Here is a 24,410-nt window from a genome sequence, read left to right on the forward strand (position 1 = left end):
CCGGTCTCGGTCGCGGTCGCCTCGGCGTCGGCCAGCGCGAGCTCGGCGGCGCGGCGGCGGTAGTGGCGCACCTCGGCGTCGAGCTGTTCGGCTCGGGTGGCCTCCTGGCGTACCGAATCCTGGGCTTCTTCGGCGGCTCCGGCGTCGGACTCCGCGGCGGCCAGGGCGAGCTGGACGGCGGCCGTGAGCGACGCGGCGAGCGTGGCGGCGTCGTCGCGGGCGGCCCCGGCGGCGGCCTCGGCGCCGGCCAGCGCGGCGCGGGCCTGCTCCAGGGCGGCGAGCAGGGCCACGGCCTCGTCGCAGAAGGCGATCTCGGCGCGCAGCCGCGGCTGGCGGGCGAGGCGGTCGCGGGTGGTGCGCAGGATGCCGGCGACCTTGCCGGCCGAGGTGGGCTCGGTGACGAGGGCGAGCAGGTACTGCACGAACTCGTCCGCCGTCTTGAACTTGAAGTGGTGCTCGATGCCGCCCTCGGTGGCGTTGATCTTCAGGATGGCGGTGAACAGCCCCGGGTCGAGGCCGCGGTCCTGTAGCGCCTGAGTCCAGCGCTCCTGCTTGGTGGTGACGACCGGCTCGGTCTCGTGCGGCAGCCCCTCGACCGCCCGCACGAAGTCCTTGAGATCGGCGTCGAACGGCAGCTGCACGTCACCGGAAGGGGTGAACGCGTACCAGGCCTGGCGCAGGCGCTCGTGGGAGGCGTTGGGGTCGGCGGGCTGCGCCTTGTCGGCCCACTCGTAGACGCCGCCGGTGACCAGCCGCTGCCCGGCGGGGTCGATCCACTCGACGACGACGTGCGCGGTGTCGGCGCCGAGGATGCAGTCCTCCAGGTGCCGGCCGGTGGTGGCGGTGGCCAGGAAGTCGCGCCGGTCGGGGCGGATGAGCGCGCACAGCAGCGCGATGAGGGTCGACTTGCCGCCGCCGTTGCGCATCCACAGGATCGTGTCGAGCGGGGCGCCGTCGCGGCCGGTCAGGTCGAGCCGGACGTCGCGGAAGCGGGCCGCCGCCGACCCGATCCGGTCCAGGTAGATGCTGCGGATGCGCCACAGCCGCGCGGGGGCCGCCATCAGTGCTGCCCCGCCCGGACGGCCTTCATCGCCTCGAGCGCCTCGCCGCCGGCCACGTCGGCGACCAGCAGCCGGAAGCGGTCGGTGAGCTGGAAGGTGCTGGCCCCGAGCTGCGGCATCTGCCGGGCGGCGCCGCGCTCGACCAGCCAGCCGAGAACCTCGGCGACGGCGAACTGGGTGCAGCCCTTCGCCGGGCCGGGCTGGCGGTCCTTGGGCCGGAAGGCGGCCGTGCGCCGGTAGAGCTCGGCGGCCGTGCGGGCCTGCCCGTCCACGCTTTCGGGGTCGCCCGGGACGGCGAGGACCCGCTCGATCGAGTCGCGCACGAACTTGTCCAATGCGGCGACCTCGACGGTCTTCACCTCGCTGCTGTCGAGGTCGGCCTCCTGCGGGAAGGCGTACGCGGCGACGCCGAGCACGACCAGGCCGGCGATGAGCTTCTCGTCGGCGGACATGCCGGTGCTGCGCAGGTCGCCCATGCGCACCGCGAAGACGCTGCCGGGCTGGGTGCTCAGCACGAGCCCGGTCCGCGCCGGCGCGCCGAGCACGACCAGCCCGAGCCCGCTCGCGACGGTGTCGACCGTGTCGCGGAAGAGGGTTTGGCTGCGGTACCGCTCCAGAAGCCGCCCGTACGGGTTCGCGTCGGTCGGCCGTGCACCGGTGCGCAGGCCCAGGGCGACCAGTTCGGCCGCGGCCCGGACGTCCTCGATCGGCACTGTCACGCTTCGTCTTCCTCCTCGCTGTACTTCACCAGCAGCTCGTCGCCCCAGACCATCGCGTTTTCGAGGGTCCCGCCGGTGCGCTCGGCGACGAGGGCGGTCAAATCGGCGGAGCGCTGTTCCTCGGGGTCGGCGACATCGGGCGCATAGGCCCACAGCGCGGACAGCATCACCAATTCCGCCGTTTCATCGTCGTCAATGTTCTTGAGCAGCTCGGAAAGGGCGACGGGCCGTTCCTGGGCGCGCCGCAGAATGCGGGTGGCGGCCGCCACGACGTGCGCCGGATAGGACTGCGGGTCCACGCCCTCGGTCTCGCCGGGCTCCTCGGCGTCCAGGTCGGTGTTCCCTTCGGCCTTCGGGGGCGCCAGCAGTACGTCGATCAGGCTGTCCAGCTGCAGCAGCCGCGGGATCTGCAGGCCGAGCACCCGGTCCCCGAACGCCTCGGCGACCGTCGCCGCCTGCTGCGCGGGCAGTCCGAGGACGGGGTGCAGCAGCTCCTGCTCGACGTTGAGGAGCCGCAGGTGTACGCGCCGGGCGAACACCTGCTGCAGCTGCGCCTGGATGAAGATCGTCCGCGCGCCGCTCACCCGGTCGGCGAGGTCGAGGTGGACCTGCCGGATGCGCCGCAGCGTGTCGACGAGGTCGCCGGAGGCCCGGCGCACGGCGGGGTCGGTCTCGGCGTCGATGCCGGCCGCGACGTGGTCGAGGACCTCGGCGTCGGCGGCGATGCGGGCCTCGACGTGCTCGCGGGCGCGGGCCAGGCGCTGCGGCACATCGGCCACCCAGTCGACCGAGCGCACGTCCCGCTTGGTGGCGTCGAGGACGTCGGCCAGCGACGCCGACATGGCCACCGAGGCCCGCTCGGCCTGCACGGCGGTGCGCCCGGCGGCCTCGAACCGCCGGTCGCGCAGCTGCCGCTGGAGCACCACCGAGAAGGCGGCCTCGGCGTCGTCCACGTCGAGGTCCAGGCCGCTGAGGTACAACATCACGGCCTGCGGCGAGGCCAGCACCACCGCCCCGTCGGCGCCGTCCTGGAGCTGGAGCAGCTTGAACGCGTACTCCTCGCGGTTGTCGTAGGTGTAGACGAAGGCCCGCTGCTGGTCGGCGTCGTTGAGCAGCCCCTTGACCACCCACCGGGCGGCGTCCTCGTGCTCGGCCGGGTCGGCGCCGGGCGCCCTCATCCGCCCCGCGAGCTCGGCGATCGACTCGATCAGCTCGGCCAGGGTGAGCGAGCGGGCGAACCCGAGCGAGGCGACGGCGAGGTCAATCGCCGCGAGCGCGAGCTGGCGCAGGTCGTAGGCCTCGTGGATGTTGGCGTGCGGGGCGTTGCGCACCAGCCGGGCCACCGGGTCGGTGAGGATGAGCGCCCGCCACCTGGTCCGCACGTCCGTCACCCGATCACCCCCGGCCACCTACCGTACGCATCACCCGTTCGTGGCGCAGGGTTGGGCCTGCCTAGGCTCGGTACTCCCGGGCGGTGACCGCGTACTGCACCTCGGGCTCGTCCTCGCCCGGGTAGTCGAACGTGGCGACGTGGCGCAGCCCGCACTTCTCCATCACCCGGCGGGAGCCCACGTTGGTCGCCATCGTCTCGGCGTACACCCGCTCGACGCCCAGCGCCTCGAACCCGCGCACGACGAGCGGCCGGCACGCCTCGGTCGCGAAGCCCTTGCCCCACGCCTCCCGCCGCAGCCGGTAGCCGACCTCGATCCCGGACCGGTCAACGGGCGCGGGCGGGTCGATGTCGCGGTGCGGCCGGAAGAACACCCAGCCGAGAAACGTTTCGGCGGCCTTCTCCTGCACCGCCCAGTAGCCGAGGTCGTCGCCGCGGTCGTAGTAGGCGAGGATGCGCGGCAGCCCCTCGTCCCGCATGGCCTGCAGGAGCGTGGGCGGGCCGAGGTACCGCATCACCTCGGGATCGGCATCGAGCGCCACGAGGTTGTCGAGGTCACCCACGGTGATACGCCGCAGCGCGAGCCGTTCGGTCTCCAGGTGCACGGACATGCAGCCATCATCCACGGGCTAGGTTGGAGGCATGGACGCGCTGGACCGGTTGGGCGAGGAGTACTTCCGGCGGCACTACGCGGCCGATCCGTTCGCGGCCGGGGTGTTCGGGGTGCCGGGACACGAGGCCGAGGTGCCCGATCCGAGCCGGGCGGCCGCCGATCGGCACCGCGCCGAACTCGCCCGCCTCGCCGGGGAGCTGGACCGCATCGACCCCGCCGGGCTCGTCGGCGAGGACCGGATCAGCCACGCGATCCTGCGCCGGCTGCTGCGGGACGGGCAGCGGGTGCTCGCCGACGGGGTCGTGGAGGTCGGGGTCACGGCCGGGGGCAGCGGGCCGCTCGCGCTGGTCGTGTCGACCGTGCCGGCGGGGACCGGGACCGACTCGGAGTACCTGGCGCGGCTGGAGAAGCTGCCGGGGTTCTTCGACGCCTACGTCGGCCGGTACCTGCAGGCCGCGGCCGACGGGCGGTTCCCGGCCGCGGTCGGGGTCCGGCAGGCCATCGCGCAGGCCGACGCCTACCTCGCCGGGCCGCTCGAGCGGGACCCGCTGCTGCGGCGGCTCCCGACGGACGTGGTGGCTTCCGCGGTACGGCCGGCAGTCGTGCGGTTCCGCAACACCCTCGAGGAGCGTCTGCTGCCCGTCGCGCGGGACGACGAGCACGTGGGGCTGTGCCACGTGCCGGGCGGGGCGGAGGGCTACCTCGGGCTCGTGGCGGCGTGCACCACGACCGAGCTCGGCCCCGAGGAGATCCACCGGACCGGCCTGGAGCTGGTGGCGCGGCTGCGCGAGGAGTTCGCCGAGCGGGGCGGGCGCGCGCTGGGCACCACGGACGTCGACGACGTCCTCGTGCGGCTCCGCGAAGATCGAAGCCTCCGCTTCGGTACCGCGGAAGAGATCGTCGGCACCGTGACGCGCGCGCTGCGCGAGGCCGAGGCGGCGCTGCCGGACTGGTTCGCGCACTACGACATCGCGCCGTGCGTCGTGCGCGAGATGGACCCGGCCGAGGCCGAGCACTCGGTGCTGGGCTACTACATGCCCCCGGCGGCCTCCCGCCCCGGCGCCCACGTGGTCAACACGCACCGGCCGGACCTGCGGGCCCGCTTCGAGTACGAGGCCCTTGCCTTCCACGAGAGCGTCCCCGGCCACCACCTGCAGATCGCCCTGGCCCAGTCGCGCACCGACCTGCCCGCGTTCCGCCGCTTCGCCTACTTCGACGCCCACGGCGAGGGCTGGGGCCTGTACAGCGAGCGCCTCGCCGACGAGATGGGCCTCTACACCGGCGAGCTGAGCCGCCTGGGCATGGTCTCGTTCGACGCCTGGCGCGCGTGCCGCCTGGTCGTGGACACGGGGATGCACCATTTCGGCTGGTCACGCTCGCGCGCCATCGACTACATGCGCGCCAACACCGCCCTGTCGCAGACGAACATCGAGAACGAGGTCGACCGGTACATCGCCATGCCCGGCCAGGCCCTGGCGTACATGATCGGCCGCCTGAAGATCCAGGAACTGCGGGAGCGCTCGCGCGCCACCCTCGACATCCGCGCGTTCCACAACGAGGTCCTGGCCCACGGCCCGCTCCCCCTCGACGTCCTGGACGACCTGATCGAGGGCAGCACGTCGTCCTTGTAACGGAACGTCACTCCAACATCTCGTGCACCGCGCTGGCGAGCTTGCCGAGCCGGCCCTCCTCGCGGAGGCGCTCGTGGTGGATCCATTGCTTCCCCTCAGCAGCGATGCCCTCCAGAACATGCAGGGTGTTGCTGAGGCCGGCGGCGTCGAGCGTCACCCGGGAGACGGAACGTTCATCCTCGTGAGGCTCGATCGAAACGGCCGTCACCACGGCCTCGATCGGGTGCCCGTTGACCAACGTCAGCTCGAACGTCTTGTGGCCGTCATCGGCCTCGGCGACCTGCACCGCCGCCACCGCGTCGAAGCGGTAGTTGAGCCGGTCCATTCCGTGAAACCGCGCCTTCTCGAAGTCGGATTCCACGGTCATCTGCCGGACGCCGTCCTCGGTGAGCAGGAAGATCAGCAGCCGGTACCGCGAGAATCGCCACGGGCCGTTCCGCACCCGTGCCTGCTTGCGGCCCGGAGCCGGCGCCTCGATGAATGCGTGTGCGACAAGATTTCGCGGCGCCAGCTTGTAGTGCCGCATCGCGTCGTCCATGAGTACCTTGCGGTCGCAGTCCAGCCATCGGGCCATCTCCAGATCGCTCGGCTTGTCGGCCAACCTCTGGCACCAGCGCTCGTACGCCGCCACCCTGGCCTCGAGGAGATCCTCGGCCTCCGCGACATCGGCGGCGAATCGCCGATGCTCGACAAAGATGCCGAGGCCGTCGCGGATCGCTGCCCAACCGGCGAGCAGGCCGACTACGGTGGCGCCGATGGCGCTGAACGGCCGGCTCTCGACGGCCTCGGCCACGATCCGGCCCAGCCCTCCCCCGACGACCGCGATCGCCAGCACGCACAGCACCTTGAGGTGCGCGGGAATTCGCAGGCGCGTTCGGTACTCCCACAGGTGGCCCTCTTGCCATCCGCTCTTGACTTCGCTGGCTGTGAACCGGATGAGCCAGTCCACCCGCCGGGCGCTGATCCGGCTCTCGCGGTACAGCTCCGCGAGTTCGTCCCGCAACGCCGCCCGTATACCGCTGGTGAAGGCCAGCCAATCCGCTCGGTCGGCGTTGCCGGGCACATATCTGCCGAAGTAGCGGTCGATGGATCGCTCGATCCTTCGCGTGAACCCATCGACGGCACCGACCGGCCGGCGCTGCCTCGGCAGGAGCGCACGGTCCTTGGCGCCGCGGCGAACGGTCCTGAAACGCCACTCGGCAATCGTCCGGGCGGACACCACCGCGGCACCGACGACAACCGCCAGGGTCGAGAGGGTGATCGGCCAGTCCTGCTGCCAGGCCGCCCAGGCGACGAAGGCTGTCAGCAGCGCGAGAACGATGCTCGCCGCCGCGCACCGCAAGTACACGACGAGGTCGACCTTGGCGGGTCGGGGCACCCGCACTCGAGCCCTGGCGGGTCTGGGGTGAAAGAACTTCCATACCCGCTCGGTCCGATTGTCGGCGCGCTGGTCCCGCCGGGCCTGGTCGAAGGCCCGCTGCCAGATCCAGTCCTGCAACGGCCCGTGCAGGAAGATCTCGAGGTGACGGGTGATCTCGATCCGCTGTGCGGGGGCGAGTTCTTCCAGTTCCTTGATGAGTATCCGCGGGTCCTGTTCGTGGCTCTCGAGCGAGTCGATCAGGCGCATGACGGCCCCCGCCGCATCGGTCCAGGCGTCGCGCGGCTGGCGGGACAGTCGTCCGCGCAGCGAGCGCAGCGCGGTGAGATCCGCGTCCGTCATCTGCTGCACGGTCCGCCCGCTCACCATCGCGAGGACCAGATAGAAGCACGACCGACTGGTCACGTACCCGCGGGCAACCGCGTCGCCGACGCACTCTCGCGCCTTCTCGGGCATGCCGCCGCTGAGGTACCGCAGGCCGAGCTCGAACGTTTCCGCCGGCGTGGCGTCCGGCGGCGCGTAGTACAGGTTCACGTCGCCGTGGATGGCCTCCGCCTGCACGCCGACCGTTGCCGATCCGCTCGCCGTGTTGGCCACTCGGGGGCTTGCGACGGTCATGACATGCCCCGAACTGCCACGACGAGCGCGGTGACCTTGGCCGCGAGCTCGGCGACGTCCATTACGAGTCCGGCGAGCTTCTTCAGCGCCACCAGCATCTCGCCACGCCGCTGTTCGGTGCTGGGCGGCAGCACGCCGTCGACAACGTCGAGCTCATGGGCCGCGGCCTCGTAGGTGCCCTCGTCCAGCCGTCCGTCGACGTACGCCGCCTGAACCATCCGGCGCAGTTCGGCGAGTTCCTCCGCGACGTGAAGCGGCGCGTCCGGCACCGCGCCGATGAACACTGAGCCGGCGATGCTCCCGGCCTGTACGCCGACGCGCGCGTTGTCCCTGGCGACGTTCTTCACGGCATGATCCCTTCGCGTTGTGGAGGGGCTGACCTGCGGGAGCTCGCGGGCCAGTTCGTCGGCCAATGCCACGGCGAACGCCGCCGCGTTCTCGACCGCTCGGGGCTGCCAGCTCTGACTGTCCGTGGTGGCTTTCGTGCCGTCCGCGCGGTCGCTGATCCCGCGAATCACGACGACCGGCAGCGATCGGTTGAAATGGCCGGCCTGCGCGACACCGGCGCCTTCCATCTCGATGGCGATCGCGTCGTTGTAGATGTCCCTGAGCCAGCGGGCCTGATCGGATGTGGCGGAGTCCTGCACGACCTCGCCGGCGGCAATCGGCCCGAAGCGCACCGTGGGCGCGGCTCCGCCGGCCGGCAGGAACCGTGCCCAGGTCCCGGCCCGGGCCAACCCGTGGGCGATCTGGTCGGGCTCGTGCGAGATGTCCCAGGACCGGGGGCGCGCCTTCAGGCCGTCGTCCTGGCTCGTCGCACCGTGGTAGGCGTAGACCCGGCTGGCGACCACGACGTCACCGAGCTGAACGTGCGGCCAGAGCGCACCTGCCACCCCGACGAAGAGGATCGCCCTCGGCCTGAACTGTGTGATCGCCCGCTCGGCCAGCACCGCCGCCGATTGGTTTCCAGCCCCCACGAGCCCGAGCGCTATCCGGCAGGTGCCGCGCGTGAGCCGGCCTGTCTCGTACCTTGTGCCGGCCGGGTGCCGCTGCATCGTCAACCCGCTCAGATGAGCGTGGATCGCCTGGTACTCGAGATCCAGGGCGGTAAGGATGACGATCGGGACGCTACTCATCGATCGGCGCCCCTTCGTGTACGGCATGGGCGGACCGGACCATCGGCGGATACAGGCTGTGGAGCGGCCCGGCTCTGAACAGCCGAGCCGGACGGCCGCCATCGGTTCGCCGGGCCGGCCCGGCCGCGACGATGAAGCCTCGCGCGCCTTGAACCTTGCGGTAGAAGTTCCGCGGGTCGAGACGGATCCCCCAGACCGCTTCGTACACCTGCTGCAGTTCCGCGATGGTGAAGGTCGCGTCGCAGAACGCCGTCGCGAGGGCGGAGTGCTCCAGCTTCCGGCGGGCGTGCTCGACGCCGTCCGCCACGATCCTCCGATGATCGAAGGCCAGCTCCTCCTCGCCGCTCAACAACGGCTCGACGGGCCGCCAGGAGGCGGCGGCCGCGTCAGTGCCGGCAACGGGCTCCGGAAGCCGGGGCGCGATCGCGAGGAACGCCACGGACACCACTCGCCCGCGAGGGTCACGACCCGGATCGCCGTACACGCCCAGCTCCTCGAGGTAGGGAACCTCGGCGAGGTCGGCCTCCTCGGCCAGCTCCCGCCGCGCGGCGTCCAGAAGCCCCTCCTCGAGATGACTCAGGAAGCCGCCCGGCAGCGCCAAGGCACCGCGATAGGGGTCGACACCACGCTCGACGAGCAGCACATGCAGGCGAGACTCCCGCAGCGTCAGAATCACGAGATCCACGGCAAGCGGCACCGCCGGCGCCCGCCAGTCATCGTCGTCCATGAATATTGACGATAGCTTCCTGTCAGAGTGACAGGAAGGGTCCGAGTGTGCGCCATGTGCACACCGTCCGAGATCCTCGCGACAGCCGCTGGAGGAGAGTTACGGCCGCAGGCGCGAGGACGGGATGATCATCACGCCGGCCCGGGGTGACCCGGCTCAGGCGAGGGCGCGGGCGATCGCGGCTGCCGCGGTGACCACCTCGGCGGGGACGGTCACGGGGTCGAGCTCGGTCAGGGCGACCACGCCCACGCTGGCCTCCAGGCCCTCCACGCCCGCGACGGCGGCGGCCACGCCGTGGGCGCCCTGTTGCAGTTCGCCGGTCGTCGTCACCGCCGAGTGATCGCCCCGGCGGCCGGCGAGGATGGCCTTGCCCGCGGCGCCGGACTCCAGCGGGTGGCGGGAGCCGGTCCGGTACGCCACGTGAAACTGCGTCCACGAAGGCTCCACGACCGCCAGGGCGTAGGCCTCTCCCCCGTCGGCGATGGTCAGGTGCGCGGTGGCGCCCACGGACTCGGCGAGGCGGCGCAGGGCGGGCAGGGCCGCGTCGGCGACCAGCGGCTGGGCGCGGCGGGCCAGGTGCAGCACGCCGGCGCCGAGGCGGAGGCGGCCCGAGCGGTCGCGGCGGATCATGCCGTGCTCGACGAGCGTGGCGGCCAGGCGGTAGACGACGGCGCGGCCGACGCCCAGGTGGACGGCGGCCTCGGTCATGGTGAGGCCGGCGGGGGTGTCGGCGACCAGGTGGAGCAGCCGCAGCCCGCGGTCCAGGGTCTGCGCCGTCTCGGTTGCCACGGCCCAAGGCTATGTGAACCGCCGAAGGGGCACACCATACCCAGGCGCCCCGACGGCTACTCTTGCACTCGTGACCCTACGCCTGTATGACACCGCCACCCGATCTGTCCGGGACTTCGTCCCGAAGACGCCCGGGCAGGTCGGCATCTACCTGTGTGGGCTCACGGTGCAGGCCGGTCCGCACATCGGTCACCTTCGCTCCGGCGTCAACTACGACGTGCTGCGCCGGTGGCTGCTGAAGTCCGGGTTCGCGGTGCGGTTCATCCGCAACATCACCGATATCGACGACAAGGTGCTGCAGAAGGCCAGCGAGGCCGGCCAGCCGTTCTGGTCGATCGCCTACGCCAACGAGCGGCTGCTCGCGGCGACCTACCAGCGACTCGGCGTGCTGCCGCCGACCTACGAGCCGCGCGCGACCGGGCACATCCCGGAGATGCACGAGCTGATCAAGAAGCTGATCGACGACGGGCACGCGTACCCGGCCGTGGACGGCAGCGGCGACGTGTACTTCGACGTGCGCTCCTACCCCGAGTACGGCGCGCTGTCCGGGCAGCGGCCCGACGCGATGGAGCCGGCCGCCGACGGGCCCGAGCGGGCCAAGCGCGACCCGCGCGACTTCGCGCTGTGGAAGGGCGTCAAGGCCGACGAGCCCGCCGACGCCTACTGGCCCTCGCCCTGGGGGCCCGGCCGGCCCGGCTGGCACATCGAGTGCTCCGCCATGTGCTGGCGCTACCTCGGCACCGAGTTCGACATCCACGGCGGCGGGCTCGACCTGCAGTTCCCGCACCACGAGAACGAGATCGCGCAGTCCCGCGCGGCCGGGCACGGCTTCGCCCGCTACTGGGTGCACCACGCCCTGTTGAACCTGGGCGGGGCCAAGATGGCCAAGTCGCTCGGCAACGTGGTGTCGCTCGAGTCGCTGGAGCACTCGGGGGTGCGGCCCGTGGAGGCGCGCTACTACCTCCTCGCCCCGCACTACCGCTCGGTGATCGACTTCTCGCCGGAGGCGCTCAGCGAGTCGGCCGTCGCCTACCGACGGCTGGAGAACTTCGTGCTCCGCGCCGCGGAGCTGGTCGGCGATGGCGAGCTTGGTGACGTACCGGCGGAGTTCGCGGAAGCGATGGACGACGACCTGAACACCTCGCGCGCCGTCGCGGTGCTGCACGACGCGGTGCGGGACGCCAATACGGCCCTCACCAGCGCCGATGCCGCGGCCGTGCGCAGCGCGCTGGCGCAGGTGCGGGCCATGCTCGACGTGCTCGGGGTCGACCCGCTGCACCCGCAGTGGCGCCAGTCGAAGGCCGGCGACCTGACCAAGGTCGTAGACTCGCTGGTCGCGCTTGCCCTCGAACAGCGGGCGGCAGCGCGCGCACGCAAGGACTGGACCGCCGCCGACGCGGTGCGCGACCAGCTCAACCAGGCCGGCGTCGTGGTGGAGGACACCGCGGCCGGCGCCCGATGGACCTTGGAGCATTAGTCGTGCCTGGAAATTCCGAACGCCGCGGCAAGCGGGTCGCCTCGAAGAAGGGCGCGACGAAGGGCTCGGGCGGCAAGAACCGCCAGTCGCTGGCCGGGCGGGGTCGCACCCTGCCCGCCGACGAGCGGCCCTGGCACAAGGGGTACTCCGGCGACGAGCCGCTGCCCGACCGCACCGCCTGGAAGCAGGAGAAGGAGCGCCGGTCCGCGGCCGCCCAGGGCCGCACCCCGAAGATCGGCCAGCCCGGGACGAAGCGCACCGCCGGCAAGGGGCCGTTCGGTCCGGCGGCGAAGAAGGCGGCTGCGCAGAAGGCCCGGGTCTCGCCGGGGCGCAAGTCCGTGGCGCCCAAGGACGGGCCGGAGCTGCTCGTCGGGCGCAACCCGGTGGTGGAGGCCCTGCGCACGCACGTGCCGGCCACCGCGCTCTACGTCGCCCTCGGCATCGACATGGACGAGCGGGTCAAGGAGGCCGTGCGCACCGCCGCCGAGCGGGGCGTGGCGATCCTCGAGGTGAGCCGCAACGAGCTCGATCGCATGACCGGGGGTGTACTGCACCAGGGCCTCGGCCTCCAGGTGCCCCCGTTCGCCTACGAGCCGTTCGCGGACCTGCTGGCCGCGGCGCTGGAGAGCCCGCAGCCCCTGCTCATCGCCCTCGACGGCATCACCGACCCGCGCAACCTCGGCGCGATCATCCGCTCCGCGGCCGCGTTCGGCGCCCACGGCGTCTTCCTCACGGAGCGCCGCTCGGCCGCCATCACCGCGACCGCGTGGCGCACGAGCGCCGGCGCCGCGGCCCGGGTCAAGGTGGCCCAGGTCACCAACCTGACCCGCTCGCTCAAGCAGTGTCAGGAAGAGGGCTTCGTCGTCGCCGGCCTCGACGCGGACGGGGAGGCCTCCCTGTACGCGCTGGAGGCCGCCGTCGGCCCGCTGGTCGTGGTCGTCGGATCGGAGGGCCGCGGCCTGTCCCGGCTCGTCGGCCAGACCTGTGACCTGCGCGTGGGCATCCCGATGGTGTCCGATGTGGAGTCGCTGAACGCCTCCGTCGCCGCCGCCGTGACGCTCGCCGAGGTAGCACGTCGTCGCGCTCTGTAGATCTTGAGGGCCGCACCTAATATGGGCCGGTGACTCAGCCTCAGCAGGGCTTCGCCATCGGAGTGGATCTCGGCACGTCCAACACCGTCGCGGTGGTTCGCCACCCCGACGGTCGGACGCGGCCGCTCCTGGTCGACGGCGCGCCGATCATGCCGTCCGGCGTGTACGTCGACGAGCAGGGTCGGCTGCACGTCGGCCGGGACGCCTACCGGATGGCCGGGCTCGATCCGTCGCGCTTCGAGCCCAACCCGAAGCGGCGCATCGACGAGCCCACGGTCCTGCTCGGCGACCGGGAGATCGCGACCGTCGACCTGCTCGCGGCGATCCTGGCCGCGGTCGCGCGGGCCGCCGTCGAGGCGGTCGGGTTCCTGCCCACCGCGGTGCTCACCTACCCCGCGGCCTGGGGCGCCCGCCGCCGCGACGCGCTCGCCGAGGCGGCCCGCCGGGCCGGCTGGCCGCCGGTCAGGCTCGTGCCCGAGCCGGTCGCCGCCGCGCGGTACTTCGCCGACGTCCTGCGCCGCCCGGTGCCCGTCGGCGCGGCGCTCGCGGTCTTCGACTTCGGCGGCGGCACGCTGGACATCGCCGTCGTGCGCAACGACAACGGCCGCTTCTCCGTGGTCGGCTCCGGCGGCGTCGAGGACCTCGGCGGCCTCGACGTCGACGCCGCGATCATCGAGCACCTCGGCAACGTCATCGCCCAGACCAGCCCGGACGCCTGGGCCCAGCTGCGCAACCCCTCCAACACCACCCAGCGCCGCGACCGCCGGCTCTTCTGGGACGACGTGCGCGGGGCCAAGGAGATGCTCTCGCGCACCACGGTCGCGCCGATCACCGTGCCCGGCCGCGACCAGGCGCTGCACGTGACCCGTGAGGAGCTCGAGCGGGTCACCGAGCCGCTGATCCGCCAGGCCGTGTGGGAGACCGGCAAGGTCATCAAGGCCGCGGGGCTGCGCGCCGACCAGCTGGCCGGCCTCTTCCTGGTCGGCGGCTCGTCGCGGCTGCCGCTGGCCGCCCGGCTCCTGCACGCGGACCTGGGAATCGCGCCGACGGTACTGGAACAGCCCGAGCTGCCGGTCGCCGAAGGCGCGCTCGCCGAGATCGTCCCAGTCGCGGCTGGTTATCAGACGGAGAGCATTCCTGCGGCCCCTCCCACGGCGCCGTTCTCGGCCGTGCCGGTTTCTCCGGTCTCTGGGGGCTTCGGCGGTACTCCGGTTTCTGCGCCTCCGGGATATCCGATGACCGCGGGGCAGGCGATTCCACCGGGGCAGATCAGCTCGCCACCGGTTTCCGCCGCGCCGCTTCCTTCCCCGGTACCGTCGCGGCCCCGCCGGACCGGTCTGCTCGTCGGCGCGGTGGCGGCCCTCGCGGTGCTCGCGCTGGTCGGGGCGGGCACGTACTGGTTCTTCTTCCGTGACCGCATCAACGCCGTCGACTTCAAGACCGTGGCGAGCGCGGGCGAGCTGGCGCTCGGCGCCGACGACAACGCGATCAGCTACCCGGTCACCGCCACGCTCGGCTCGCGCACCTATGTCGGCTGGGTCGCGGACAAGAAGTTCCACGTCGCCGCATACGAGCTCGACGACAAGAAGAAGGCCTGGCAGACCGACATCGACAGCGACACCACCCGCTGGCAGCTCTATCCGAATCCGGACGGACTGGTGCTCATCGGCGCCGGCGGGACCAAGGGAACCCTGCGGCTGGTGAACACCTCCAACGGCAAGCAGCTCGCGCAGCAGGACTTCAGCTCCGACGACCGCGTCGTGTTCCTCGACTCGGTCTGGGTGGTCCACTCGTACACCGCCAAGAAGACCACCGCGTACGCGTGGGGCGGCCAGCTGAAGTGGTCGCTGGACGACGACAAGAAGGGCACCGTCATCCGCGGCCCGGTCAACGCGGCCGACACCCGTGGCCCGGCCGACTTCGGCGGCGGCCCGACCAACCGCGACACGAAGTCCCGCACGACCTACGTCTCGATGGACGGCGGCAAAATCAACCTGCGCGACGCGTCGGCCGGCGGCAAGGTCCTGCGGAGCTGGAACGACAGCGGCGACAGTTACTCCGAGTACGCGATGGCTGACGACATGCTCATCGTGTACGGCACCAGCTCGAAGTACACGGTGAAGGTCTACGACCTGACCAAGCAGAGCGAGCCCGACCAGCTGTACGCGGGCGACGACAAGCACCGCGTCGCCTCGGTCTCCCCCTGCGGCGCCGGCCGCGTCTGCGTGCTCGACTCGTCCGCCTCGGACGGCTCGGACACCACGCTGCACATGCTGTCGGTCGCCGACAAGAAGCAGCTGTGGCAGCGCGAGGCCAAGTCCACCGACCTGCTCGTCCCCGTCGGCAAGCAGATCCTGGCCACCTCCGCCAACGGCAGCTCCAGCCGGCTGTACGGCGAGGACGGCACCCAGCTGCTGAAGTCCGAGGACATGGGGGCGCTGGGCGTGCGGGTGACCAACGGCAGCCTGCTGTTCTTCGCCAAGGCCCCGTCGCCGTACGCCGCCGACGTGGCGCTGGTCGGGGTGTCGGCGGCGAGCGGGGGCCGGGTCGCGCTCGGCACGCTGCCCAAGGTCGTCGGCACCAGCTGCTCCTGGAACGCCACGAAGATCGCGTGCGTGGCGGGGGCGAAGCTCCAGGTCTGGGCCTTCGCGTAGGGCGCTTTCGCACCTTCGTCACTCTGGGTGATTTGCCCGAAATGTCGGGCGCTGACGCGCCACGACATTTCCGGATTTATACCCTGACAGGGTTTTTGCCGGTTACTTCTACGCGAAAAGGGGCGGTGCACTAGGCACCGCCCCTTTTGTTGCTCTTGCTGCGCTTGTTGCTCTTGCTGCCGTTAGATGCGGTGGCCCGTCGCGGCGTTGAACGCGTGGTGCGTGTTGGCGTGCGGACGGACGTACACGATCTCGGTCAGCCGCGGCGTGCGGCGCGGGTCGGCCCGGACGACGAACCGCTCGTCCTGCCCGTCCAGCGCGACGATCCCGTGGACGTACGCGTCGGAACCAAGCTCCTCGACGAGGTCGACCGTGATCGGGATGCCGCCGTCGTTCGCGCCGACGAGGTCGGTGTCCTCGGGCCGGAACCCGACGGTGACCCGCCCGTTGGCCCCGTCCGTCTGCGCCGCCGCGATCTGCTCGCGGGTCAGCGGCAGGATGACGTCGCCGAAGCGGCCACCCTGGTCGGTCAGCGGCACGGTCTTGATGTTCATCGCCGGCGAGCCCATGAACCCGGCCACGAAGACGTTGGCCGGCCGGTCGTACAGCGCGCGGGGGCTGTCGACCTGCTGCAGCACGCCGTCGAGCAGGACCGCCACGCGGTGGCCCATGGTCATGGCCTCGACCTGGTCGTGCGTGACGTACACGGTGGTGATGCCGAGCTTGGCCTGCAGCGTCGCGATCTGCGAACGGGTCTGGACACGCAGCTTGGCGTCGAGGTTCGACAGCGGCTCGTCCATGAGGAAGACCTGCGGCTCACGCACGATCGCGCGGCCCATCGCGACACGCTGCCGCTGACCACCGGAAAGCGCCTTCGGCTTGCGGCCGAGGTAGTCCTCGAGCTGCAGCATCGCGGCCGCTTCCTTCACGCGACGGTCGATCTCGTGCTTCGGCGTCTTGCGCAGCTTCAGGGCGAACGCCATGTTCTCGTACACCGTCATGTGCGGGTACAGCGCGTAGTTCTGGAACACCATCGCGATGTCGCGAGCCTTGGGCGGCAGGTGCGTGACGTTGCGCTCGTTGATCAGAATGTCACCGGCGTCGACGTCCTCGAGCCCGGCGAGCATGCGCAGCGAGGTCGACTTGCCACAACCGGAGGGCCCGACGAGCACCAGGAACTCGCCGTCCCCGATCTCGAGGTCGAGCTGGTCCACCGCGGGGCGCGGGGTGCCCGGGTAGATCCGCGACGCCTTCGCGTACGTGACCGTAGCCATAGGGGTAGCCACCTTCCACCGGCAGGAACGTGCCGGACGATCCGAGTAGAAGTACCTCCGGCCTGCGACAGTGCAGGGCACGAAGTACCGCAACAGTAGGCGGTACAACGCCCCGTGCCAAGGTCGCGGTCCAAATTGGTGGTGTTTTGGTACGCTTCGTCCCCGGGAGTATCCGGAGGACACCTCTTCCCCACCTAGGTACCATCGTGAGACCACGCCGACGTGGCGCAACTGGCAGCGCACCCGACTTGTAATCGGAAGGTTGGGGGTTCAAGTCCCCCCGTCGGCTCTCCTGATCAAGCCTCTGAGCTGGCATTTCTCGGGTGGATCATGATCCTGGATGGTCAGTGACGTCGCGGCTTGTGCTCATTCCGTGCTCGGACAGACTGGCAATGCGCGGCACATCGCGCCTCATGCTGAACGCATGTGCGAACGGTGGCAAGTTGCCGGTATGGGTGTCATCGCGATCCGCCTCACTGGCCGGGGCTGGGACCATATCCGGCATAAGGCTATCCAGCCTGCTCGCCTCGGCCAATGATTCTGCGCCGTCCAAGCGGCCTCGCAATGCGGGCCAATCAAACGATGGGTTTACTCGTCGTCGATGGGCTGTGCGAGCCAAGCCCGCGGCGCCCGGCAGCCAAAAGCGGGCGGTCGGCGTGACAAACGGGCCAGCTCGTCACGATCCATGGCGAACGATCACCTGCTCGGGCACCCGTTGTCGACCGCTTGGCGGATCTCATCCGCGATCTCTGCATGTTCGATGGAATTTCGACCGATCCGTGCGTACTTTACGCTCTGCCCGCCTTCGGCACGCCAGCAGCGTTCGGAGTGGGGATCGCTGGAATTTACGGGAGAACGGAAGTGTCCCGGGACGTGCCGGACAGCGTTGAGGAGCTGGAGCAGCGGATCGAGTCGTTGCCGGCCGTGGTTCGCCAGGCGCCGGTGACCGCCGTGCGGATCGCGATCGGCACCGCCCGCCGGGACCTGGCCGCCGCGGTCCGTCAACTCCTGCCGGCCGACTGCAGGATGACCGCCGACACTGCCAAGCGGCCGCAGGATGACGCGCTCCCCGCCCTGCTCGAGCAGTACCTACAACAGCTGATCGAGCTCGGCAACGACGGCCAGGTCGCAGTAAACGTGTGGGAAGACCACGAGCGGATCGAGCTATTCGAGCGTGCGATGCGCCATATCGGTGCGAAACCGGTCGTCAGCGCCACCGGCTGTATGGCGCCCGATGGCTCGCGCATCCACAACGCTGGCGTGCTGCTCGTCCTGCCAGCGGCTGATCCGTTGATTCCGGCGGAGCTGCTCGGCCGCCTCGAAGCCGGCGCCACGGGAACGATCGGCGCGCTCGCCGCCATCCTGGCGCGCGAGTTCAGCGGGCTACAGCTGCCCGACGCTCGTCCGAAGTGGTGGCAGCCCGTGTGCGAGCGGCTGCTCATGCCGCTGCCGACCAACAAGGCGCAGCAGAGCCGCAGCGATCCGCGACCTGCGGCAGCGAGGCGCGGCAACTGCCACGAAGATCGCGGACCTGGCCGACCACACCATCGATGTCCACGCCGCGTTGGCATCCGGCGAATAACCCCTAACCGAACCTGGTTCACGAGGCGTTCACCTACGTGCGCCGCCGCGGGAGCTCCTGGACCATTCGGCTCGGCCAGTCATCACCGACCCGCACCTCATTCGCCGCCGTCAACTGGCTACGGTGATCATGAGACAGCTCCATCCGTGACCGCTGACCGCCACGCAGTTGCAAGTCTTACGCCACTCATCTCCCATGGTGCACGTCGGAGGGAATACGTATGACGGGGACGATCGAAAACCCAATCCTGAACTCCCCGTATGAGCAGCCGGACCGCTACTACGAGATTGGCCCACAGGGCCCGACGGGGGAGATTAACGACGGACGCCGGCCGAGCGAGTCGTTCATTCCGATCGCAATCACTAAGAAGGGCAAGAAGGGACAGTTCCAGCAGGGCGTGTTCGACTTTGATGCGACCGGTGAGCGGCGGGAGAAGAACTCCCTAATCAACGAGATCCGTCGGGATGTCGCGAAGTGGCGTCGCGGCGGCGACTACGCCGGCGTAACCCCGATCACCCGGAAACTGCTGCAGCACTGGGCGGATCCGAAGCGGGAGAATCGCGTCATATTCGCTCAGCGCGAGGCAGCCGAGACGGCAATCTTTTTGACGGAGGTTGCGGGCCGTATTCACGGCTACGCCGACTGGCGAAAGCGACTTGAACCGCAGAACCAGGCGCACAACAATGGCCTTCCCCGGGCTGCGTTGAAAATGGCAACAGGCGCGGGTAAGACCGTGGTGATGGCGATGCTTATCGCTTGGCAGACGATCAACAAGGTACAGTCCCCACGCGACGTCCGCTTTACCAACCGCTTCCTAGTCGTGGCGCCCGGCATTACGATCCGCGACCGCCTCCGAGTGCTGCTTCCCGCGGATCCGGAAAACTACTACGATCTCCGCGACTTGATCCCTGCGGACCTAAAGGGCGGACTCGAGCACGCCCGCATCGTGATCATCAACTACCACGCGTTCCAGCTCAAGGACGCCAAGGAAATTCGCGGCGTTGCCAAGAACACAAGGCTTCTCCTCAAAGGTGATCGCAGAGAGGACGCGTTCAGGGAGACGCCGCAAGCGATGGTGAGCCGCGTGCTTCGAGACCTAGGCGCGGACAAGCAGCAGATCATCGTATTCAACGACGAGGCCCACCACTGCTACCAGGACAAGCCGCTCCCGGCCGGCGAGAAGGCGGATGCGGAGCAGCAGGCTGCCAATGAGGAAGCCCGGGTGTGGTTCAAGGGGCTTCAGGCCATCGCCAAGCATGTCGGGATCAAGCAGATCTTCGACCTCTCCGCAACCCCGTTTTACCTCAAAGGATCCGGCTACAACGAGGGCTATATCTTCCCGTGGACCGTCAGCGACTTCTCGCTTATGGACGCGATCGAGTCCGGAATCGTAAAGGTGCCGCGCACCCCGGTCGACGACGACGCTGACCACGAACTCGTTACCTACCTCCGCCTGTGGGATTTCGTCGGTGACCAGCTCCCCAAGCGTGCGGCGAAGGATAAGGTCAACGACTGGCTACCTCCGCCCGAACTCGAAGGGGCGTTGAAGAGCCTGCACCGCAGTTACAGAAAGGCATTCAACCACTGGCAGCAGGAGTTGGAGCGGCACGGCGAGACCCCACCTGTCTTCATTGTGGTGTGTCCGAACACGGTGGTAAGCAAGCTCGTCTACGACTGGATCGCAGGCGAACAGATCGAGGTGAACGGCGAGATCGTCGCTCACAGGCCCGGGAATCTTGCGTTGCTCAGCAACGTCCTCGACGGCAAGCCGTTGGCCAGGCCGAGGACTATCCTGATCGATTCCGCCCAACTGGAGTCGGGCGAAGGCATGAAGCCAGAGTTCAAGCAGGCTGTGGGGACGGAGATCGCAGCGTTCAAGGCCGAGTACCGGCGGCGCAACCCAGGCGCTGATGTCGAGAAGATCACCGACGACGAGTTGCTGCGCGAAGTCATGAACACGGTCGGCAAGAAGGGCAGGCTCGGAGAGCAGGTTCGCTGCGTCGTCAGTGTCTCCATGCTGACCGAAGGCTGGGATGCGAACACTGTCACGCATATCCTCGGCGTCCGTGCGTTCCGCAGTCAGCTGCTTTGCGAGCAGGTCGTCGGGCGTGGTCTCCGTCGCCGTTCGTACGCGATCAATGACGATGGATACTTCGACCCCGAGTACGCCAACGTCTACGGCATCCCCTTCCAGTTCATCTCCTCCGACAAGCCGATCAAGGACCCGCTGCCGCCGAAGCCGGTTCAGCAGGTGGCAGCCTTGGAAGGCCGCGAGCACCTGCGGATCACTTTCCCCAAGCTGACCGGCTACAGGGTCGAGCTTCCGGATGAGGAAATCTGGCTGGACCTTGACGCTGCACCTGTCTTCGAGATTGGCCCGAATACGGTCCCGCGCTGGGTCGAGATGCTGGGCGTTGTTGGCTCTGGGGAACGCGAACGTGGCGAGGACCGGGTCTACCGCTCGCAGGAGGTCGCGTTCGCGCTTGCGAAGCGCGTCCTCGACACAAATTTTAATACTGTCGACGACAAGCGACCCTGGCTGTTCCCGGGGCTGGTCGGCATGTGCAGGGACTGGATCGAGCAGCGCGTCGTCCTGGCCGATGGGTACGATCTCGGCTACCTCATGACGATCACAGAGGCACAGGCCGAAGCAGCCGAGAAAATCTGGGGCGCCATCACCAGCCTGGCTGACCGTCGGGGCCGGCTCCGGCCGATGCTCAACCGCTTCGACCCACAAGGCTCGACGGGCGACGTCGACTTTCCCACCCGCAAGGCCACCGTGCCGACGGAGAAGTCCGAGGTCTCCCACGTGACTCTCGACGGTAAGGACGGCAACACCTGGGAGCAGCTACTGGCCGCCGAGCTCGAGCTCAACCCGAACGTTGCCGCGTATGTGAAGAACGACCACCTCGGATTCACGATCCCGTACGTGCATAAGGGCCGCACCCACTCCTACGTCCCTGACTTCCTCGTCCGCCTCAAGCGACTCGAGGATGAGGAGTTCGACCGCACCCTCATCGTGGAGGTGTCCGGCAGTCAGAAGAGCCCCGGCCCCACGCAGGCGAAAGCCACCACGGCCAGGGACTCCTGGTGTGCCTCGGTGAACAACCACGGCGGCTTAGGTCGCTGGGGCTACGTCGAGATGACCTACCCGCTCGAGTTCAAGATTCGGCTCGGCGAGTCGATCCAGCTTCTCCACGACGACGCCCCGATCATCGGCGACCCGGATCTGCTCGACTTCCAGACTCAAAACCTGAGGAGCGCTCGTGGCGCGTAGCACGCAGAATGGCCCCACCCCGGTCGACGCCATCAAGCACGGCGACAAGCGGACCAACATCCCGACGGCAGACGCCCACGAGTTCGTGGACCCGAGCCTGGAAGAGGCCCGCAAGGTCCGCTACGCCCGCGACGAGACCCTCGACCCTCAGCTGGTTTGGCGCGGCAAGTACTCGGCCGTCGAAGAGGCTGGGGCGACTGACACCGACCTGGTGGCGGACGCACCCCCGATCTACATCCAGGAGAAGATCGATCCGCGCGTCCTCATCGAGAATCTCCGCCATACGGCGGGGCGGCCCGAAGACGAGCCGGAACTCACCCTCTTCGACAACTTCGACGGCCTCGACGAGCTCGACCAAGTCGACTTCTACAAGCACGACGCCAACTGGTCGAATCGCATGATCCTCGGTGACTCGCTCCAAGTGATGGCCTCACTCGCCGAGCGCGAGCGGCTGCGCGGCAAGGTGCAGATGGTCTACATCGACCCGCCCTATGGCATCAAGTTCGGCTCCAACTGGCAGGTCTCAGCGCGTAACCGCGATGTCAAGGACGGCAAGCTCGAGGATGCCGCACGTGAGGCTGAGCAGATCAAAGCATTCCGAGACACGTGGGAAGTCGGCATTCATTCGTACCTGTCGTACCTGCGTGACCGCCTACTGACTGCTCGGGACCTGCTCACCGACTCTGGCTCATGCTTCGTACAGATCGGCGACGAGAACGTCCACCTTGTTCGCAGTCTTATGGATGAGGTGTTCGGATCCGAGAACTTCGTCAGCCAGATCGTCTTCAAGAAGACTGCTGGTGCGACGTCCAGCTACCTTGGGGCAGTTGCTGACATCATATTGTGGTACGCAACTGACCTTCCGCGTCTGAAATACCGCCAGCCCTACGCGCAGAAGACGAAGACCGCGGATGAGCAGTACACAACGCTGCTGATGCGCGATGGGTCTATGAGGCGAATGACCGCCGAGGAGTTGGCAGGGATCGATCAGCTTCCCAATGGGTCACGGCGTGTATACCCAGACACTCTGACGAGCCAACGGCCACCGGGCGACTTCCCGGTTGAGTTCGAAGGGACGGCCTATAGACCTCGACCTGGGTACTGGAAGACCAACCCTGACGGCATGCGCCGACTAATCCAGGCGGGCAGGATACGGGTGGTCGGCAGGAAGCTGCGTTACCTGCGCGATCTCCAAGACTTCCCGGTCGCTCCTCTCAGCAACTTGTGGGAGGACACCGTCACATCCGGCTTTGCAGAACCGAAAGTCTATGTCGTTCAGACCAACACGAAGGTCGTGCAACGGTGTCTTCTGATGTGTACCGATCCTGGAGACCTGGTCTTGGACCCGACCTGCGGTTCGGGCACGACCGCCCTCGTTGCAGAGCACTGGGGTCGCCGGTGGATCACTATCGACACTTCCCGCGTTGCCCTCGCGCTTGCACGTCAGCGGATTATGGGCGCTAAGTTCCCATGGTTCCTTCTGGCCGATAGCACCGAAGGTCACGCTAAGGAGCAATCCCTGACCGTACACGTGTTGCCCCGCGAGACTTTCGGGCGTGACATTCGACAAGGTTTTGTTTATCAGCGTGTGCAGCGCATCACGTTGAAGTCCATCGCAAATAACCCAGATGTTCGAGAGGGAATGACTCCTAGTGAGCTTGATGCTGCAATCAAGCGCCACGCGGACTTCGAATTGCTTTACGATCGGCCCTTTGAGGATTCCAGGAAAGTGCGAGTCGCCGGGCCGTTCACCGTCGAGTCCCTGAGCCCGCACCGTTCCCTTGCTTTCACAGGCGGCCCGGAGGGATCGGTCGGCGAGTCCGGGAGTGAGACCGAGGCGGCCAAGGAAGCAGACGCGCCGAACTTCGAGCAGTCGATCCTGGAGAACCTGGCGAAGGCCGGCATCCAGAACGGTCGACGCAAGGAGCGGATTAGCTTCGCGTCGTTCGAGACCTACGCAGGTGAGTACGTCCAAGCCATCGGTGAGCGAACGGGCGAGTCGGAGCGTGACGCGCCGACGCGCGTCGCGATCGCAGTCGGACCGCAGTACGGCACCGTCAGCGCGTCGTATGTCAAGAAGGCCGCTCGCGAGGCGATCAGCGCGGAGGACGTGGACTTGCTCTGCATCCTCGGCTTCGCCTTCGACGCCCAGGTCACCGGGGTGACCGAGGACGATGGCGTCACCGTGGAGGCTTCCGACGAAGGTTTCGCCAACGTCGCCGGCGCCCGAAAGCTCGGCCGCATCCCGGTCCTCATGGTCCGGATGAACGCAGACCTTCTGATGGGGGAGGAGCTCAAGAAGACTGGCGCCGGCAACCTATTTACGGTCTTCGGTGAGCCCGACATCGTCATCGATAAGACTCCGGACGGCTTGGTTGTAAACCTCAAGGGCGTCGACGTCTACGACCCCACCACCGGCGAGGTGCGGAGTAGCGACACCAGCCGGGTCGCGCTGTGGATGATCGACACCGACTACAACGAGGAGTCCTTCTTCGTCCGCCACTGCTACTTCACAGGCGACAACGACCCATACAAGCGACTCAAGACGGCACTCAAGGCCGACATCGACCCCGACGCGTGGGACTCGCTCTACCAGACGGTGTCGCGGCCGTTCCCCAAACCCAAGACTGGCAAAATCGCCGTGAAGGTCATCAACGACTACGGCGACGAGGTCATGAAAGTCTTCGAGGTCTGACGGTCATGGCGTTGGGAAAAAGAAGGCCCGGCGCCGCCGCGACCCAACGGGCCGAGCTCGAGGCGCGGCTTGCGAGGCTGAATGCAGAGGCTCGCGACGTCAATCGCGCCCTCTCCAAGCTTGCCGCAGAGCCCGGGACCATTGAGGCCCCTGAGGCCATCCGCGCCGGAGAGTCGTTGCGGCGCAAGCGTACAAGGATCCTGTTCGGGGTCGAGCGAACCGAGGCAGCCATCGAGCGGGCGAAGGTCAGCAAAGGCAAGCGGGTTGTCCAAGGCCCCCAGGTCGGGCATCCGGTCGG

At 68.8% G+C, this 24,410-nt stretch carries 17 protein-coding genes and 1 tRNA gene; 8 read left to right on the forward strand and 10 right to left on the reverse strand.

What is annotated here, in order from left to right; genetic code table 11:
• From ABD352_RS39425 to ABD352_RS39440, 4 genes are all read right to left on the reverse strand, one after another.
• Positions 1–1,061: hypothetical protein (locus ABD352_RS39425; protein ID WP_344617686.1), on the reverse strand; the 1,061-nt coding region annotated here is incomplete at its 3' end.
• Positions 1,061–1,780: a hypothetical protein gene (locus ABD352_RS39430; protein ID WP_344617687.1), complete on the reverse strand. Its 720-nt coding sequence runs from the start codon at positions 1,778–1,780 to the stop codon at positions 1,061–1,063. The genes ABD352_RS39425 and ABD352_RS39430, both read right to left, overlap by 1 nt.
• A complete protein-coding gene (locus tag ABD352_RS39435; RefSeq protein WP_344617688.1) occupies positions 1,777–3,171 on the reverse strand; it encodes a hypothetical protein in 1,395 nt (464 codons plus the stop codon). The genes ABD352_RS39430 and ABD352_RS39435 overlap by 4 nt, the downstream gene beginning before the upstream one ends.
• 61 nt (positions 3,172–3,232) lie before the next feature.
• Positions 3,233–3,781 carry a GNAT family N-acetyltransferase gene (locus ABD352_RS39440; protein WP_344617689.1) on the reverse strand — a complete coding sequence of 183 codons (549 nt, stop codon included), beginning with the start codon at positions 3,779–3,781 and terminating at the stop codon, positions 3,233–3,235.
• 31 nt (positions 3,782–3,812) lie between these two features.
• On the opposite strand from ABD352_RS39440, the gene ABD352_RS39445 reads away from it, so the two are divergent.
• Positions 3,813–5,414 (forward strand): DUF885 domain-containing protein, encoded by a 1,602-nt coding sequence (locus ABD352_RS39445; protein WP_344617690.1) that lies wholly within the window; start codon positions 3,813–3,815, stop codon positions 5,412–5,414.
• 7 nt (positions 5,415–5,421) lie between these two features.
• On the opposite strand, the gene ABD352_RS39450 is transcribed toward ABD352_RS39445, so the two are convergent.
• From ABD352_RS39450 to ABD352_RS39465, 4 genes are all read right to left on the reverse strand, one after another.
• Positions 5,422–7,389, reverse strand: coding sequence for a hypothetical protein (locus ABD352_RS39450; RefSeq protein ID WP_344617691.1), 1,968 nt, complete (start codon positions 7,387–7,389; stop codon positions 5,422–5,424).
• 17 nt (positions 7,390–7,406) lie between these two features.
• Positions 7,407–8,546: a 5'-methylthioadenosine/S-adenosylhomocysteine nucleosidase family protein gene (locus ABD352_RS39455; protein ID WP_344617692.1), complete on the reverse strand. Its 1,140-nt coding sequence runs from the start codon at positions 8,544–8,546 to the stop codon at positions 7,407–7,409.
• Positions 8,539–9,273, reverse strand: a complete 735-nt coding sequence (locus ABD352_RS39460; protein ID WP_344617693.1) for an NUDIX hydrolase — start codon at positions 9,271–9,273, stop codon at positions 8,539–8,541. The genes ABD352_RS39455 and ABD352_RS39460 overlap by 8 nt, the downstream gene beginning before the upstream one ends.
• A gap of 156 nt (positions 9,274–9,429) precedes the next feature.
• On the reverse strand, positions 9,430–10,062 hold the full coding sequence (locus ABD352_RS39465; protein WP_344617694.1) for an IclR family transcriptional regulator: 633 nt from the start codon (positions 10,060–10,062) through the stop codon (positions 9,430–9,432).
• A 70-nt stretch (positions 10,063–10,132) separates the two neighbouring features.
• Between ABD352_RS39465 and cysS the strand changes: the two genes are divergently transcribed.
• The 3 genes from cysS to ABD352_RS39480 are packed head-to-tail and all read left to right on the forward strand — an operon-like array spanning position 10,133 to position 15,284.
• Positions 10,133–11,539, forward strand: a complete 1,407-nt coding sequence (gene cysS / locus ABD352_RS39470; protein ID WP_344617695.1) for a cysteine--tRNA ligase — start codon at positions 10,133–10,135, stop codon at positions 11,537–11,539.
• A 2-nt stretch (positions 11,540–11,541) separates the two neighbouring features.
• Positions 11,542–12,630: a 23S rRNA (guanosine(2251)-2'-O)-methyltransferase RlmB gene (gene rlmB / locus ABD352_RS39475; RefSeq protein ID WP_344617696.1), complete on the forward strand. Its 1,089-nt coding sequence runs from the start codon at positions 11,542–11,544 to the stop codon at positions 12,628–12,630.
• A gap of 29 nt (positions 12,631–12,659) precedes the next feature.
• Entirely contained in the window at positions 12,660–15,284 is a 2,625-nt protein-coding gene (locus tag ABD352_RS39480; RefSeq protein ID WP_344617697.1) for an Hsp70 family protein, read from the forward strand.
• Positions 15,285–15,466: 182 nt separating this feature from the next.
• Here the strand turns inward: ABD352_RS39480 and ABD352_RS39485 are convergent, their stop codons facing one another.
• Positions 15,467–16,558: an ABC transporter ATP-binding protein gene (locus tag ABD352_RS39485; RefSeq protein ID WP_344617698.1), complete on the reverse strand. Its 1,092-nt coding sequence runs from the start codon at positions 16,556–16,558 to the stop codon at positions 15,467–15,469.
• A 216-nt stretch (positions 16,559–16,774) separates the two neighbouring features.
• Between ABD352_RS39485 and ABD352_RS39490 the strand changes: the two genes are divergently transcribed.
• The 4 genes from ABD352_RS39490 to ABD352_RS39505 all read left to right on the forward strand — a co-directional run bounded on the left by ABD352_RS39490 (position 16,775) and on the right by ABD352_RS39505 (position 24,112).
• Positions 16,775–16,847 (forward strand) — tRNA-Thr (locus tag ABD352_RS39490).
• A 437-nt stretch (positions 16,848–17,284) separates the two neighbouring features.
• Positions 17,285–18,364, forward strand: a complete 1,080-nt coding sequence (locus ABD352_RS39495) for a hypothetical protein (RefSeq protein ID WP_344617699.1) — start codon at positions 17,285–17,287, stop codon at positions 18,362–18,364.
• Entirely contained in the window at positions 18,361–21,417 is a 3,057-nt protein-coding gene (locus ABD352_RS39500; RefSeq protein WP_344617700.1) for a BPTD_3080 family restriction endonuclease, read from the forward strand. Before ABD352_RS39495 ends, ABD352_RS39500 begins: the two co-directional genes overlap by 4 nt.
• Positions 21,407–24,112, forward strand: coding sequence for a DNA methyltransferase (locus ABD352_RS39505; protein ID WP_344617701.1), 2,706 nt, complete (start codon positions 21,407–21,409; stop codon positions 24,110–24,112). Before ABD352_RS39500 ends, ABD352_RS39505 begins: the two co-directional genes overlap by 11 nt.
• Here ABD352_RS39505 and ABD352_RS39510 read toward each other — a convergent pair.
• The gene (locus tag ABD352_RS39510) at positions 24,076–24,402 is read right to left on the reverse strand and encodes a hypothetical protein (RefSeq protein ID WP_344617702.1); all 327 of its coding nucleotides are present in this window, start codon (positions 24,400–24,402) and stop codon (positions 24,076–24,078) included. The two genes, ABD352_RS39505 and ABD352_RS39510, sit on opposite strands and share 37 nt — an antisense overlap.
• Positions 24,403–24,410 lie beyond the last annotated feature (8 nt).

The organism is Dactylosporangium salmoneum, assembly GCF_039532525.1.
GTDB lineage: Bacteria > Actinomycetota > Actinomycetes > Mycobacteriales > Micromonosporaceae > Dactylosporangium > Dactylosporangium salmoneum.